This is a genomic window from Pseudomonas sp. S4_EA_1b, from assembly GCF_016307435.1.
In the GTDB taxonomy this organism is placed as follows: Bacteria; Pseudomonadota; Gammaproteobacteria; order Pseudomonadales; family Pseudomonadaceae; genus Aquipseudomonas; species Aquipseudomonas rhodesiae.
In genome coordinates, this window is the sequence record NZ_JAEILC010000117.1 from 1 (window position 1) to 14,276 (window position 14,276).

The window sequence follows — 14,276 nt, forward strand, 5'->3', positions numbered from 1 at the left end:
GTTTAGAATCAGGTCTTCTCAAATCAAAAACTCTTGGATTCAGCACAACATACCCTAGGCGTTCCTCGCCCACACTAATCAATCCGTGCAATATCCCACTAAGAACCGTCTTGTCAAAATTACTTTCACTAACAAAAGCCGCTAGATAAACAGGCACGGTAAAAAGCTGCTGCAAGGACAGCACACCAACCATTGACTTCTTTTTCTGCGCATAGCAGAACTTCATAGCGATGCGCAGCACAACCCAATATGAAATAATCGTAGATGCACTCAGCTTACCAATCCGCCCACCGCCAGCGAAATAAATAAGACAATACAGAAGATATTTGGCTTCTTCGATCAGCGCTTGCTGATCATGACCATAATCACCGAACACCATATCGAAGCGTATTCGGCCAATTTTTTTTGCACTCAGCCTGTACGGGTTAAAGTCCCATACAGACTCGCCGTACACTGCCGTTGCATTGCCATACTCAGTGCGACAGATAACAAAATCCGACGCGGGCTTCCCATACAGCTGAGCCGCACTATCTGGCTGGCTGGTGACTGGAAACTGGCCGCTAGAAAAAAGACTACCTATCGACTGAACAGCAGCACTCAAAATACGATCCCCATTTTTTCATAGCGACCCAACCGGACTTCCCAAAACTTAGTTAACTCGCCGTATTCAAACACCTTAGCTTTAACCTTTTCGACTGTCTGTTTCACCGAGCTAGAGCGCTCACTAAGAGCATCGACTATAAACTCGATCCGGATAGATAACTCTTTGAAAAGTGCCTCAGTATGCGCTGCATCGGGGGCCGATTTACGCACGGCATTGACCACGTATTGCAAACTCAGAATTTTATGCAGATCCTCCTCATCGCCGTGACATAAATAGTTTTCGCAGTACAAACAACCATATTGGGTGCGGCAGTTCGGCTCTATAATCAATCCCACATCAGTGGCAGACGTCGGCTTATTGAAATCCTCGCAGTGACCCGCCGCTATTGCGACACTACTTGCTACAGCCTTGCGGCTTCGCTCACGCACAACATGAGCAGCGTGGCGTATTGCATCCCAAAACAGGCTGAACTCGGATTGCTGCTGTTCAGGTGTTGCCTCTGCATAGGTAGAAAGATTCACCGCTTCGGTGTGATTGAGGGATGCCGCTACCGTGGACGGCGACAAACGTGCAGAGTGCATTTCAGTGCTTTTGTGCTTGCGTATTTTACGAGTTGAAAGTCTTGGTACAGTCGGATCAAGAAAGACCCCGCTAATAAACTCATAAAATTTTTCTAAGGAGCTTGTCACGTTAAGATCACCAAAGCTTTTGCAAGTTCTAAGCTGACCAGACGTAGGCATTGCAAAGAATAGTCGCTCATGTCTCGCACCATCCAAAATCCACGCACGCAGCTTTAAATACTCTTTCAGCAGCGACAAACCCGAGCCCCGCCCAATGTTGTAAAGCGTTGACTTTCCGCCAGCCCGAAATTTCACAGCCGACAACTCTTTCTTGAGAGGGGACTTTTCAACTTTGAGTGCGTCTTCGTAACTAAACTGCTCAAATTCAGCCGGAGTGGCACCTGTAATCATAAAAAAAAGGATAGCATAGGCTTTCGCCGCAAGACTCGCTAGATTAAGACGATGCCAGTTGCGCCCATCTTCATTAGCCGCATCCAAAGATGCCTGGGAGCTTCTTAGTTCGCGCGCGACATTATAATTTCTCGGCTTTTTTCGGCCAAGCCTCTCGAAGGCCGCGAAGTATTCTTCGGCCGTAGCAATTCGCCGCTCAGCTGAGTTATATGAAGGAGCAGCATCCTTAAATGGGCTGCTCGCGCCTCGGTTGGACGGAAATATAACAACTTCATAATCTCTAACTCCAACCACGAGCGGGTAAGGTTTTTTATTCAAGATAAAATCACTGCACTGCTGGGCAATGGCAAAGCAAACATCTCTATACAACTCGACATGAGCAGCGCCTGCTGTTGCAGAACCTCTATCTGGAACAATCCTTACTGCACCAGCAAGAATATGGACACTATTATCTGGATAAAGTAATTTGATCAGGCTGGATGCTCTAGTTTGGTAGCTTGACGCGGTCCGGGGCTTCAGCTTTTTATCGGATATTTTTTGATTTAGATGCGCTGTATAATCTCGATATGCCTTTTGAGCATCCACGCTACTGGAAAATATTTCTCGGTAACCCTCAGCGTTCAACCAATCAATAAAATATTCGGTATGGAAGAAATTTGCCAAGACTGACTTATCACGCAGACCGACAAAAGACTCCAAAACTCTCACAATCAGCTCACGACGACTTTCAACGAACGACTCAATCACCAATGGCGTCCCGCGATCATCATGAACACTTTTATTCTTACCACGAATGAGATATGCAAAACTACCAATATCTAACGGCTTCTTTTTAACCTTAACGGTCAGCTGCAATCGCAAACGCTCAGGTTCGGAAAACTCCTGAACCAACTCATTTAGCGTAATAATTTTTGTATTTTCGCGATGCTCTAACAGCTGCCGACTACTCATTCTTGGACCGTCAATTTCATGACTTCGTAGTTACCGTTAAACAATTTCTTCTCCCACACCTCTTGGGCGATGACTTTTTCGTGAGTCATATTGAATAACTTTAGATAGTTTTCAGTTGTTTCCCTAGACTCGTGATGCATACGTTTTTGAATAAAATCAATATCCTCCCCTAATTTCAAAACGCCTTCTTGAACCAACGGTTGCAGGCGCTGGTAGAGTTGATAGGCAAAAGTCGCTCGCAGCCAGTGATATGTAAAATCTTTTGGAAATTGGCTAGAAGCTGTACTCTGCAATTTTCGCTTTATTGTTTCCGTCACCTGCCCTGTCTGTGGCGACCTAACAATTGCGTAACGCGGATCATTTGAAGCCATGTAATAACAATTGCCTTGATCGGAGAGAAACAAATACATATCGTCCTCTTCTATCAACAGACCGGGATGACTGACTTCTAATTGAGCACGAAATTTTTCCCGCCGTCTCCTCATCATCGGACTACGTGCAAGCGTGACCAATTCTTCAGCAAGTTGCTTTGGAACATACAGAACTTGAGTTTTGTCAAATTTCGTATCAATGCCTGTGCGCGGGCCGGCATGCAATTTATAGGCACATTCCGGCACTAGTTTGTCTTCTGTAAATCCTTTCAAATGCTTCAAGCGTATGGTCAAAACACTTTGCTTACGAGCTCCAGTCATCAGAGACGTGAGAAGAATCAACCGCTCAATCGTTGACCATTTCTTTTCATTAATGGCCTCCAAAAGCGCGCCTAACTCAAGATTGGAGAGAGGTCGAAGATCCTCGCCATCTTCACGCACGAATCCCAAAGGAACGGAGCTACTAGGCGGCGTACGCCGCGTTTGGCTGCGCTTTTCAGCATCGATGATTTTCGCGCCTTTTGGGCTCTGCACGATAAGCCGCACTTGCTTGATCGTATCAACACGCTTTAGATCGAGGTAATGCCAATGCTCGGAAACGTACTTATAAAAGTGATAGACCGCAGCGGTATATTGATTGATGACCTGATTACTGCGACGGCCTTCTTTAATCAGGTGATAGAAGTACTTGTAAGTCGGGCGAAGCGAAGGACGGGCACCGGAAAAGTCGAGCCAATCCAGATTGTTATCCTCACAGAATAGGAGGTAATCCAACAGTTTACTGGCACGACGCCTAACATCATCAGTGCGTCGACTTGCAGGAGCCCTATCACGCATGAGACTCAGCAAGTAGTCGTTCGCTTCGTGCCAAGGGTTGCCATTAGCACTAAACAAAAATGGGAAATTGAACAGGGCACGGTCATTCCCTGAACCGACTTCATCGCATTTATAAAGCAGATTGGATTCAGCCCCCTCAAGCGCTGACTCAATAGAGCCGCGAGGCGCTTCACTGACATGCAGGATAGCGAAGGCATCCTGCAAATTCGGGATGAGAATCAGACGACCTTCGTGACGCGGATTGGTGTAGGACATTCGCCCCCCCTGATGAATCAGTCAATCCTATATGTTATGCGTCAGTTTACAATCGCTACCTGTCAATCTTTTTGTTGTTAAGCGATTCAACCCAAGGGTCTAACTTATGGAATAGCTTGGGATAACGCCCCTTCAGATCCTTCTTCACCTCGGCATAGGTACTGCGCCAGAAGTTCGCCAGGTCCTGAGTCACTTGCACCGGGCGTCTTGCCGGGGACAACAGGTGCAGCTTCACCACTTGGCGCCCGCCGGCGATGCGCGGGGTGTCGGCCAGGCCGAATAATTCCTGCAAACGCACCGCCAGAATCGGCGGCTGCTCGCTGTAGTCCAAGCGCACCGATGAGCCCGAGGGGACTTTGATGTGCTGCGGCGCCAGTTCATCGAGGCGCTGGGGCAGCGGCCAGGGCAGCAGGTTGTGCAGGTAGCTGGAGATATCCAGGTTAGCGAAGTGGCTCAGGCGCGAGACTTTACCCAGGTAGGGCATCAGCCAGTGCTCCAGGCCAGCCAGCAACGCGCTGTCACTGAGGTCGGGCCATTCGCTGGTTTTGCCGGCGTCCAACTGGCGCAGCAGCATCACGCGGGATTGCCATTGGCGCAGTTCCGGGGTCCAGGGTAATAGCTCCAGACCTTTGCGCCGCACCAGGTTGACCAGGGCCTGGCTGCGTGCAGCTTCGTCGAGGCCGGCCAGCGGTTCGCGGCTGAGCACCAGTTCGCCGACTTTGCGCTGACGCTCGGCGCGCAGTACGCCTTCGCGTTCGTCCCAATCCAGTTGATCGACGTTGCGGACTTGTTCGGCGAGCACCGTGTCGAACAACGTCGGATCGAAATCCGCCGCCAGGTAGATGCGTTCTTCGCGCTGGCCCTGGCGGCTACCCAGGTCGGCGATTACCAACCACGGCTGTTTCATCAGGCTATCAGCCTCCGCGAACAGCGCGGCGCGACCGTTGGCCAAGCGGTATTCGGCTCCGCCTGGGCGGCGTTGCTGGGCCACGCGATCCGGGTAAGCCAGCGCCAGCAAGGCGCCGAGCCAGCGCGGGTGATCGGGATCGGCCACCGCTTGGGTCGGCTTGCCGCGCAGATACCCGCGGTATTGCCGCGCCAGTTGCTTGGCCCGCTGCACGCCACCTTGGCTGCCGCGCGCGCGCTCCTCGCCGGACAACAACGCCAGACGGCTATGCAGGTCCGCACCGCCACCGCGCACGATATCGCGCTCGCCCAACAGCGCAGCGACGTCACACGCGGTCGCCGCCAGCCCCAGGTCCTGCCCGCGCAGCAGCAAATGGGCGATGCGCGGATGGGCCGGCAATTCGGCCATTTTCTGGCCGTGGGCGGTAAGCGTGTCGTCATTCAATGCCCCCAGACGCACCAGCAAGTCCTGGGCCTGGGCATAGGCCGCGCTCGGCGGCGCATCCAGCCACACCAGTTGGTTCGGCGTCACGCCCCAGCGCGCCAACTGCAGGGCCAGACCGGCGAGGTCGGCGGCGAGAATTTCTGCGCTGCCATACGCGGCCAGGCCTTCATGCTGGTCTTCGGACCACAACCGATAACACACCCCCGGTTCCAGGCGCCCGGCCCGGCCGGCGCGCTGGGTCGCACTGGCGCGGGAGATGCGTTGGGTGTCGAGGCGGGTCATGCCGCTGCCGGGGTCGAAACGCGGCACTCGTGCCAACCCGGCGTCAATCACTACACGCACGCCATTGATGGTCAGGCTGGTCTCGGCGATGTTGGTGGCCAGGACCACCTTGCGTTTGCCGGGCGGCGCAGGGTCGATAGCGGCGCGCTGGGCGTTGAGGTCCAGCTCGCCGTGCAGCGGGCACAGCAACACGTCGGGGCGATCACCCAGGGCGTCGGCGAGTTGCTGGTTGACCCGACGAATCTCCGCCTGGCCCGGCAAGAACACCAACACGCTGCCGGTTTCGTCATGCAGGGCTTCAAGGATGGTTTGCACCACGCGCGGTTCGATAAATTCACCGGGCTGGTACGGCCGCCCCCAGCGCATCTGCACCGGGAACATGCGCCCTTCGCTGCGCAGGATCGGTGCGTCGCCCAGCAAACCGGCCAGGCGCTCGCCTTCGAGGGTGGCGGACATCAACAGAATTTTCAGCGGCTGCTCATCGCGAAACAGCTCACGACCGTTCAGGCTCAGGGCCAGGGCCAGGTCGGCGTCGAGACTGCGCTCGTGAAATTCATCGAAGATCAGCAGGCCCACGCCCTCCAGCGCCGGGTCGTCCTGCAAGCGCCGCGTGAGAATACCTTCGGTGACCACTTCGATACGCGTGTTGGGGCCGACCTTGCTGTCGAGGCGGATGCGATAGCCGACGGTGTCGCCAACCTTTTCCCCCAGTTCGCTGGCCAGGCGTTCGGCGGCGGCGCGGGCGGCCAGGCGCCGCGGTTCGAGCATCAGGATGGTCTGCCCGGCCAGCCACGTTTCATTTAATAAGGCCAAGGGCACGCGGGTGGTTTTACCGGCGCCGGGCGGTGCTTCGAGCACGGCTTCATGGCGATTGGCCAAAGCGTCACGCAGGGCGGGTAAAACATCATCGATGGGCAACGAATTCATACTGGCTCCAAAGCAGAGCGGCGAGTATAACGGCGAACTGCCGGATGCCGACGCTGGTCTCAAGGCCGGTGTTATATAGTCGCGTATCAACCCTGTTGAGGAGCTTGTCCATGCGTATCGCTTCCCGTGTCATCGGCGGTGTTTTAGCCGTCACCCTGCTCAGCCAATTGACCGCCTGCGGTTCGATCTTCTACCCCGACCGCCGTGGTCAGATCGACGGCAAGATCGACCCGGCCATTGCCGCGCTCGACGCCGTGGGCCTGCTGTTTTATGTGATCCCGGGCCTGATCGCCTTCGGCGTCGACTTCGCCACGGGCGCGATCTATTTCGAACCGGGCAAGACTGCCCAGGTCGCCCCGGAAAAACTCCACGAAGCTATCGGCGCCGACGGCCAGGTCGACAACGCCAAACTGCAAAGCATCATCCAGAAAGAAACCGGCCACAGCCTGCCGCTGGACGACCCGCGCCTGATCCAGTTCAAGGGCAGCGTGCAGCAACTTGCCGCCCTCGGCCTGCAACCCGCCGCGTAAGGACTGCCCATGATCAGCAGTCCCGAACACGCCCGCCTGTTGCGCCTGGCGACCCGTGCGTCAGTGGCGGTCGCCTGCGTATTGATTGTTACCAAGGCTATCGCCTGGTGGTTCAGCGGCTCGGTGAGCATGCTCGCGGGCTTGACCGACTCGTTGCTGGACGGCGTGACGTCGCTGCTGAACCTACTCGCAGTGCATTACGCGCTGCGGCCGGCCGACGACGATCACCGCTATGGGCATGGCAAGGCGGAATCGCTGTCTGGCATGGCCCAGGCGCTGTTTATCAGTGGCAGTGCGGTGCTGATTGCATTGCAGGCTTATGAACGCTTGCAGCATCCGGAACCGGTAGGGGCGCCGTGGCTGAGCATCGGTGTGATCGTGTTCTCTCTGCTGCTGACCGTGGGGTTGCTGACGCTGCAACACCGGGTGGTCCGTGAAACCGGCTCCAACGCGGTGCGCGCCGACTCATTGCACTACCGCTCGGACTTGCTGCTCAACGGCAGCATCCTGCTGGCGTTGGTGCTGGCGGCCATGGGCTGGCATCAGGTGGATGCTTGGTTCGGCCTGGGGATTGCGGCTTACATTTTGTGGAGCGCGATCCATATCGCCCGGGAAAGCTTTGCGGTGCTGATGGACGAGGAATTGCCGCCGGAGGTCAGCCAGCACATGCTGGAACTGGCCCGTGGCGTGCCAGGCGTGCTGGGCGCCCATGACCTGCGCACGCGGGTATCGGGCAACCATTGGTTTGTGCAGTTGCACCTGGAACTGCCGGGGGATCTGAGCCTGTCAGTAGCTCACGGCATCAGCGACCAGGCCGCCGACGCCATTCACGCCGCCTACCCGCGCGCCGAAGTGTTGGTACACGCCGACCCGCAGGAAGTGGTCACAGGCGTCAAGGATTAGTACTGCACCTGATAGCCGCGACTGCTCAGGCAGTTGCCTTGGGCCTGGCGGTAGGTCTGCACCACCGCCGGGTCGGGTGCGTAGGTAACGGCCTGGGGATCGAAGCCGCTTTGCTGCACCGCCCAGCGATAACAGTCATAACCGTCCTGTTGCACCTGGGCTGGTGATTGGCCATTGGCGGGATAGGCCACCACGTCATAACCATTGCCCTGGGGCGCAGGCTGCGGCGCGGGAACCGCTGCCGGCGGCTGCACCACCACGTATTGCTGGGTGCTTTCTTCGTAGGCGTAATAAGCGCCGGCGGCGAGGAACAGCAGCGAACCGCCGACCCACACTTCCCGCGCATAGTCCGGCAGGTAATGCACGCGGATGCCATACGGCGGCGCAACCACCACATAGCGCGGGCCCTGGGGGCGATACCAGTAACCGCCGGAGAAGAAGTAGTCCTGGCCGCGATAGGGCACGCGGTAGTTGCGGTCGGGAAAGCGGTCCACCACATAACCCGGACGGTACTGCGGGCCGGGGCCCCAGCCATTACCGTGACCATCGGGGCGGCCAGGCCAGCGATGGTCATCCGGATGCCCGTTGTAGCCGGGGCGCGAACCGGGGCCGCCGGCCTCCCAATGGCGGTTGTCGTCGCTGCGTCGAGGTATGTCACGGTAGTAACCCTGGCGCGGCTCCTGGGTCTGGCGCACGGTATCGGGGCGCCCCTGGATCGGCAGGTTATTCGACGGCTGCGGCGCCGGGCGCGCCTGCTCATTGCCTTGTGGCCGCGCCTGCCATTGACCGCCGCCATTCGGGCCGCCGCGGTCAAAATGCTCGTTCTGCGGGCGTGGTTGAGGGTTCTCGGGACGCGGTGGACTGTTCTCCGCCCGCCGCCCGCCCTCAGGGCCTCGCTCATGCTGCCCACCGCCCTGCGGCCCTTGGCCTTCGCGAGGTACGTTATCGCGCTCGTCGGCCAATACCTGCGTGCCGACACCGACCACCAGCAAACCAACACCTGCCAAACGCCAGATGCGCTTCATGCTTTTCCTCACTGCGATTCAGGGCTTGAACATGAGACTGGGAAAGCCTCGCCCGGTTCTGAGACAGGTTATCAGTCACGAGAACAATTTTCTTAAGGCAAAAGAAAAGGGGCGACCCGTCGGCCACCCCTTGAGAATTTCGTCCTGGCTCAACGCTTTTGACGTTGGCTCACCTCACGCCGTCTTGTGGACAGTGTGCAGCCTGGAGGCCGGCTCAACCCTGCTGGGGTGGCGGCCGCAGCGGGCCTGATTGGGCGAGCTGCAGTGGACTGTTGTCCAGGCGGTGATTCTGTTGCTAACGATACGCGCCAGCGCCCGACAGATGATTGCGAAGATTGCGTCAATAAACAGTGCTTGCGCAATTTTTAACCCTTCATAGATAATTCGCCGCAATAGTTACGACAAAGGCCAACCCAATGAGCAAGCTTGACCGATATGACCTGAGTATTTTGGCTGAATTGCAGCGCGATGCGCGGATCTCCAACCAGGAGTTGGCCGAACGCATCGGCCTGTCGCCGTCGCCGTGCTCACGCCGGGTCAAGCAGTTGGAAGACGATGGCTACATCGCGCGCCAGGTCGCCCTGCTCGACCGCAAGATGCTCGGCCTGAGCCTGACCGCGTACGTGCTGATCGGCATGGACCGCCACACCCCCGAACGTTTCGAAAACTTCGAAGCCGCCATCCGCACCCTGCCCCAGGTACTGGAATGCAGCCTGGTCACCGGCATGGATGCGGACTATCAGTTGAAGGTGGTGGTGCCGGACATGGATCACTATCAAAAACTGCTACTGGGCCACCTCACCCGGATCGAAGGCGTAACCAGCGTACGTTCAAGCTTTGTACTCAACCAAGTGCTCAACAGCACAGAGCTGCCACTGACCCACCTACGCACCTAAGGTCAATGAAGATCAAATGTGGGAGGGGGCTTGCCCCCGATAGCAATACTTCAGTCAGCTTATCCATAGCTGACCCCCGCCCACATTTTGATTGCACTTCGATCCAGGTCAATGTTGCGCTTGTGACACTGCCCTATACTCGCCGCCTGCCCCGTTGGAAGAGCCCATGAACAATATCGACCCCGCCCTGTTTGAAGAATGGATGATGACCGGCCTGGTCACGATTCTGATTATTTTCATGGGCTTTATCGTCTGGGACCTGGCGAAGAAATCCAAGGCCGGACGCTTCGGCTCGTTCATCCTGTTCTTCGTGCTGGGCCTGGGCGTGGCGGCGTTTATCATCAAGAGCGTGGTGATTGGCCTGATCGAATCCGGCGCTTTATAAACGCGCCGGGACTTCCTTCCATTGGCCTTGGTCCAGGCCGTCGATTGTCCAATCGCCAATGCGCACCCGCACCAGCCGCAGGGTCGGCAAGCCCACGGCGGCGGTCATGCGCCGCACTTGGCGGTTACGCCCTTCTCGAATCACCAGTTCAAGCCAGTACGTCGGGATGTTTTTGCGAAAGCGTACCGGTGGGTTGCGTGGCCATAACGCGGGCTCGTCCAAGCGCCGAGCCTCGGCGGGCAAGGTTTTGCCGTCGTTGAGTTCTACCCCATCGCGCAGGCGTTGCAGCAATTCTTCCGTGGGTTCGCCCTCCACCTGCACCCAGTAGGTTTTCGCCAGCTTGTGCTTAGGGTCGGCAATGCGCGCCTGCAACTGGCCATCGTTGGTCAGCAGCAGCAAGCCTTCGCTGTCACGGTCCAGACGGCCCGCCGGGTAGATGCCGGGAATGTCGATGAAGTCCTTGAGCGTCGCGCGCCCGCCTTCGTCGCTGAACTGGGTCAGCACGTCGAATGGTTTATTGAACAGGATCAACTTCGGCTCGGCCGGCGGCGCCTTGGCAACGCGACGCGCAGCGGAATACGGAGGTTTCACGCCAGGGCGGCGCGAATCGGGACGGGTGGGACGAGACATGGCAGAACAACATCTAACGGTCAGGACCGACAATGCTAGTGGCCTGACCGTTAAATGACCATCCCAACCGCTTAGCGGAACGGCGGCTCGTCGAAGCTGCGCAGTTTGCGCGAGTGCAGCGAGTTGAGTTCGTTGCGCAGCAGGTCCACCGCTTCGATGCCAATCTTCAAGTGCTGGCTCACTGCGCGCTCATAGAACGCGTTGGCCGAACCAGGCAATTTGATTTCACTGTGCAGCGGTTTATCCGATACACACAGCAACGTGCCGTACGGCACCCGCAAGCGATAGCCCTGGGCGGCGATGGTGCCGCTTTCCATGTCCACGGCCACGGCGCGGGACAGGTTGATCAGCGGTCGCTCCTGGGCCCAGCGCAGCTCCCAGTTGCGATCGTCGTAAGTCAGCACGGTGCCGGTGCGCAGGCGTTTTTTCAGCTGTTCGCCTTTTTCACCGGTGACGTGGGCCGCCGCTTGCTGGAGCGCCAGTTGCACTTCGGCCAGGGCCGGGATCGGGATATTCGGCGGCACCACACGGTCGAGAATGCCATCGCGACGCATATAAGCGTGAGCCAGGACGTAGTCACCGATGGTCTGGGATTGGCGCAGGCCGCCGCAGTGGCCGATCATCAGCCAGCAATGCGGACGCAGTACGGCCAGGTGATCGGTGATGTTCTTGGCGTTGGACGGGCCCACGCCGATATTGACCAGGGTCACACCGTGACCATCGCTGGCCTGCAAGTGATAGGCCGGCATCTGGTAGCGGTGCCAGACCACGCCGGCGGCAATGGCCGAGGCTTCGCCGTGATCCATGCTCTTGTCGATCACCACGTTGCCCGGCAGCACCATGCGGATAAAACGCGGGTCGCTGCGCAATTGTTCCAGGCCATGCAGGATGAACTGGTCGACATAGCGGTGATAGTTGGTCAGCAGAATCCAGGGTTGTACGTGGCGCCAGTCGCTGCCGGTGTAATGCACCAGGCGGCGCAGGGAAAAGTCCACGCGGGCCGCATCGAACAGCGCCAGGGGCAGTGGGTTGGTGTTTTCCCAGTCATACAGACCATCGGCGATGCCGTCGGTGGCGGCCGACAGGTCGGTGCTCGGGAATACGCGGGCCAGAGTGGCGGCAGTCACGCCGGAGCCGGCGAGTTCATCGCCCTGCTCGACCACATACGGGTAAGGAATATTCTGTTGGCTGACGCCCACTTCCACCGTCACGGTGAAGTCGTGCATCAACGGCACCAGTTGCTCCAGCAGGTACTTACGGAACGCCGCAGGATGGGTGACGGTCACGCTGTAGGTGCCCGGTAGTTGCACCTTGGCATAGGCGCGGGTGGTCTGTGGGACTTCGCCGTGGCAGTGGTAGGTCAGGCGCAGCTCGGGGTAGCGGAACAGCGCGCGTTGCTCGGCGTCGGGTTCGACGCGGTCCTTGAGGTATTGCTTGAGGGCCTGATTGAGCGCGCCGGTAGCTCGCTCATGCAGAGCCGCCAGCCGGTCCACGGCTTCTTCGGCGGTTTTAACGACAACAAAAGCTTCGGTCACGGTAAGCATCCTGTGTTCTGACATGCAGGCCTGTATCTTGCCTGCATCCCAGCCGCACCGAAACAGTGGCGTTGGAATGCACTCAATAATGTCGGAGAGGCTTGCCCCCTCCCACCTTTGGACCGGGCTTATTCAGAAACAGAAGGCGTTGAGCGGGCGACTATCGCCGCCACATCCACACCACGCGGCAAGGCGCCATAAGCGCGGCCGGAGGAATCGCTCAAGCGGCTGGCAATAAAGCCGTCGCTGACCGCGGCATTCCCCGCCTCCAACAACAGCTTGGCCTGCAAGGCCACGGCAATGTCCTCGGTTAACTGCCGCGCGCGGTATTGGATGTCCTGGGTATCCATAAAAGCTGACTTTAGCTGTTCGATATGCCGCGCCAAATGCCGGTCGCCGTGGCCATTGCCCAGTTCGATAAACAGCGTCTCCAATACGCCCGGTTCCTTGGACAGCGCACGCAGCACATCCAGGCATTGCACGTTGCCGGAGCCTTCCCACGTTGAATTCACCGGTGCCTCACGGTACAGGCGCGGCAGGATGCTGTCCTCCACATAACCGGCGCCGCCCATGCACTCGGCGGCCTCGTTGATCATGGCCGGCGCGCGTTTGCAGATCCAATACTTGCCCACCGCCGTCACCAGCCGTGCGAATTTACTCTCCTGCTCGTCATCCAAATGGTCCAACGCCCTCCCCATGCGCAGGCTCAAGGCCAGGGATGCTTCACTTTCCAGGGCCAGGTCGGCCAGCACGTTTTGCATCAGCGGTTGCTCGCTGAGCACGCGGCCGCTCACCGAGCGATGGGCGCAATGATGGCTGGCCTGGGTCAGGGCCTGGCGCATCAGGGCGCTGGAGCCGACCATGCAATCGAAGCGGGTCATGGCCACCATCTCGATGATGGTCGGCACACCACGGCCTTCTTCGCCGACCATCCAGGCCAGGGCGCCGCGAAACTCCACTTCGCTGGAGGCGTTGGAACAATTGCCGAGTTTGTTTTTCAGGCGCTGGATGTAGAACTCGTTGCGGGTGTCATCCGGGCGGTGCCTTGGCAGTAGGAAACAGCTCAGGCCCTTGTCTGTCTGGGCCAGCGTGAGGAACCCATCGCACATCGGCGCGGAACAGAACCACTTGTGGCCCACCAGCTCATACGCCTGCCCAGGGCCGCCAGCGCCCACCGAATAAGCCCGGGTGGTGTTGGCGCGCACGTCGGTGCCGCCTTGCTTCTCGGTCATGGCCATGCCAAGGGTGGCACCGGCCTTGTGGGCAATGCCGACGTTGCGCGGGTCGTATTGGGTGCTGAGGATTTTCGGCAGCCAGGTCCTGGCCAGGTCCGGCTGCAACCGCAACGCCGGTACGCAGGCAAAGGTCATGGTCAATGGGCAGCCGCTGCCGGCTTCGGCCTGGCTGTGCAGGTAGGTCATGGCGGCGCGGGCCACATGGGCGCCGGCCTGCGGGTGAGCCCAGGGCAGCGATGGTAGGCCATGTTCGACGGCGGTGCGCATCAGCTCGTGATAGGCGGGGTGAAACTCAACCAGATCAATGCGGTGACCGTAACGGTCGTGGCTGTTGAACACCGGTTTGTGTTGATTGGCCAGAAACCCAGCCGCCATCAACGGCCCGCCGGCCAATGCCCCATAGGTATCGATGCGCGAGTGTGCCCAACCGGCGCCGAAACGTCGCGACCACTCTTGCAGGGGCAGGTCGATGCGGTACAGGTTGACGCCGTCCAGGGAGGGCGGTTGGTTGGTCACGTCGTGGGTTTCGGCAAATTGATGCAGGTTCATCACGGGCGTCCTGGAAAAAAGGCCACGCTCAGTTGAGGC

At 58.3% G+C, this 14,276-nt stretch carries 11 protein-coding genes and 1 pseudogene; 4 read left to right on the forward strand and 8 right to left on the reverse strand.

The window, feature by feature from the left end:
* The 4 genes and pseudogenes from YA0848_RS30015 to hrpB all read right to left on the reverse strand — a co-directional run.
* A pseudogene (locus YA0848_RS30015) lies at positions 1 to 601 on the reverse strand (integrase); the annotation flags it as partial.
* Positions 598 to 2,526, reverse strand: a complete 1,929-nt coding sequence (locus YA0848_RS30020; protein ID WP_003132543.1) for a hypothetical protein — start codon at positions 2,524 to 2,526, stop codon at positions 598 to 600. The gene YA0848_RS30020 and the pseudogene YA0848_RS30015, both read right to left, overlap by 4 nt.
* The gene (locus YA0848_RS30025; protein ID WP_003132541.1) at positions 2,523 to 3,989 is read right to left on the reverse strand and encodes a site-specific integrase; all 1,467 of its coding nucleotides are present in this window, start codon (positions 3,987 to 3,989) and stop codon (positions 2,523 to 2,525) included. The genes YA0848_RS30020 and YA0848_RS30025 overlap by 4 nt, the downstream gene beginning before the upstream one ends.
* A 55-nt stretch (positions 3,990 to 4,044) precedes the next feature.
* Complete coding sequence (gene hrpB, locus YA0848_RS30030; RefSeq protein WP_198712319.1) at positions 4,045 to 6,549, reverse strand: ATP-dependent helicase HrpB; 2,505 nt, start codon at positions 6,547 to 6,549, stop codon at positions 4,045 to 4,047.
* A gap of 110 nt (positions 6,550 to 6,659) precedes the next feature.
* Between hrpB and YA0848_RS30035 the strand changes: the two genes are divergently transcribed.
* Complete coding sequence (locus tag YA0848_RS30035) at positions 6,660 to 7,079, forward strand: hypothetical protein (RefSeq protein WP_034100880.1); 420 nt, start codon at positions 6,660 to 6,662, stop codon at positions 7,077 to 7,079.
* Positions 7,080 to 7,088: 9 nt separating this feature from the next.
* Positions 7,089 to 7,982, forward strand: coding sequence for a cation diffusion facilitator family transporter (locus YA0848_RS30040; RefSeq protein ID WP_169903396.1), 894 nt, complete (start codon positions 7,089 to 7,091; stop codon positions 7,980 to 7,982).
* On the opposite strand, the gene YA0848_RS30045 is transcribed toward YA0848_RS30040, so the two are convergent.
* A complete protein-coding gene (locus YA0848_RS30045; protein WP_169868443.1) occupies positions 7,979 to 9,007 on the reverse strand; it encodes a DUF6515 family protein in 1,029 nt (342 codons plus the stop codon). The two genes, YA0848_RS30040 and YA0848_RS30045, sit on opposite strands and share 4 nt — an antisense overlap.
* 416 nt (positions 9,008 to 9,423) lie before the next feature.
* Between YA0848_RS30045 and YA0848_RS30050 the strand changes: the two genes are divergently transcribed.
* Together YA0848_RS30050 and YA0848_RS30055 are read left to right on the forward strand one after the other, a co-directional pair.
* Positions 9,424 to 9,903, forward strand: coding sequence for an Lrp/AsnC family transcriptional regulator (locus YA0848_RS30050; RefSeq protein WP_003194418.1), 480 nt, complete (start codon positions 9,424 to 9,426; stop codon positions 9,901 to 9,903).
* Between the two features lie 175 nt (positions 9,904 to 10,078).
* Positions 10,079 to 10,288: a DUF2788 domain-containing protein gene (locus YA0848_RS30055; protein ID WP_025999909.1), complete on the forward strand. Its 210-nt coding sequence runs from the start codon at positions 10,079 to 10,081 to the stop codon at positions 10,286 to 10,288.
* On the opposite strand, the gene YA0848_RS30060 is transcribed toward YA0848_RS30055, so the two are convergent.
* The 3 genes from YA0848_RS30060 to YA0848_RS30070 all read right to left on the reverse strand — a co-directional run bounded on the left by YA0848_RS30060 (position 10,283) and on the right by YA0848_RS30070 (position 14,237).
* On the reverse strand, positions 10,283 to 10,918 hold the full coding sequence (locus tag YA0848_RS30060) for a pseudouridine synthase (RefSeq protein WP_034100884.1): 636 nt from the start codon (positions 10,916 to 10,918) through the stop codon (positions 10,283 to 10,285). The two genes, YA0848_RS30055 and YA0848_RS30060, sit on opposite strands and share 6 nt — an antisense overlap.
* 71 nt (positions 10,919 to 10,989) lie before the next feature.
* Positions 10,990 to 12,462 carry an AMP nucleosidase gene (amn, locus tag YA0848_RS30065; protein ID WP_162276694.1) on the reverse strand — a complete coding sequence of 491 codons (1,473 nt, stop codon included), beginning with the start codon at positions 12,460 to 12,462 and terminating at the stop codon, positions 10,990 to 10,992.
* 119 nt (positions 12,463 to 12,581) lie between these two features.
* A complete protein-coding gene (locus YA0848_RS30070) occupies positions 12,582 to 14,237 on the reverse strand; it encodes an acyl-CoA dehydrogenase family protein (protein ID WP_169903395.1) in 1,656 nt (551 codons plus the stop codon).
* Positions 14,238 to 14,276: the final 39 nt, after the last annotated feature.

Bases quoted from the DNA above. Each gene is read 5' to 3' on its own strand.
- YA0848_RS30020 (WP_003132543.1), bottom strand. From the start codon at position 2,526: ATGAGTAGTCGGCAGCTGTTAGAGCATCGCGAAAATACAAAAATTATT.
- YA0848_RS30025 (WP_003132541.1), bottom strand. From the start codon at position 3,989: ATGTCCTACACCAATCCGCGTCACGAAGGTCGTCTGATTCTCATCCCG.
- hrpB (WP_198712319.1), bottom strand. From the start codon at position 6,549: ATGAATTCGTTGCCCATCGATGATGTTTTACCCGCCCTGCGTGACGCT.
- YA0848_RS30035 (WP_034100880.1), top strand. From the start codon at position 6,660: ATGCGTATCGCTTCCCGTGTCATCGGCGGTGTTTTAGCCGTCACCCTG.
- YA0848_RS30040 (WP_169903396.1), top strand. From the start codon at position 7,089: ATGATCAGCAGTCCCGAACACGCCCGCCTGTTGCGCCTGGCGACCCGT.
- YA0848_RS30045 (WP_169868443.1), bottom strand. From the start codon at position 9,007: ATGAAGCGCATCTGGCGTTTGGCAGGTGTTGGTTTGCTGGTGGTCGGT.
- YA0848_RS30050 (WP_003194418.1), top strand. From the start codon at position 9,424: ATGAGCAAGCTTGACCGATATGACCTGAGTATTTTGGCTGAATTGCAG.
- YA0848_RS30060 (WP_034100884.1), bottom strand. From the start codon at position 10,918: ATGTCTCGTCCCACCCGTCCCGATTCGCGCCGCCCTGGCGTGAAACCT.
- amn (WP_162276694.1), bottom strand. From the start codon at position 12,462: ATGCTTACCGTGACCGAAGCTTTTGTTGTCGTTAAAACCGCCGAAGAA.
- YA0848_RS30070 (WP_169903395.1), bottom strand. From the start codon at position 14,237: ATGAACCTGCATCAATTTGCCGAAACCCACGACGTGACCAACCAACCG.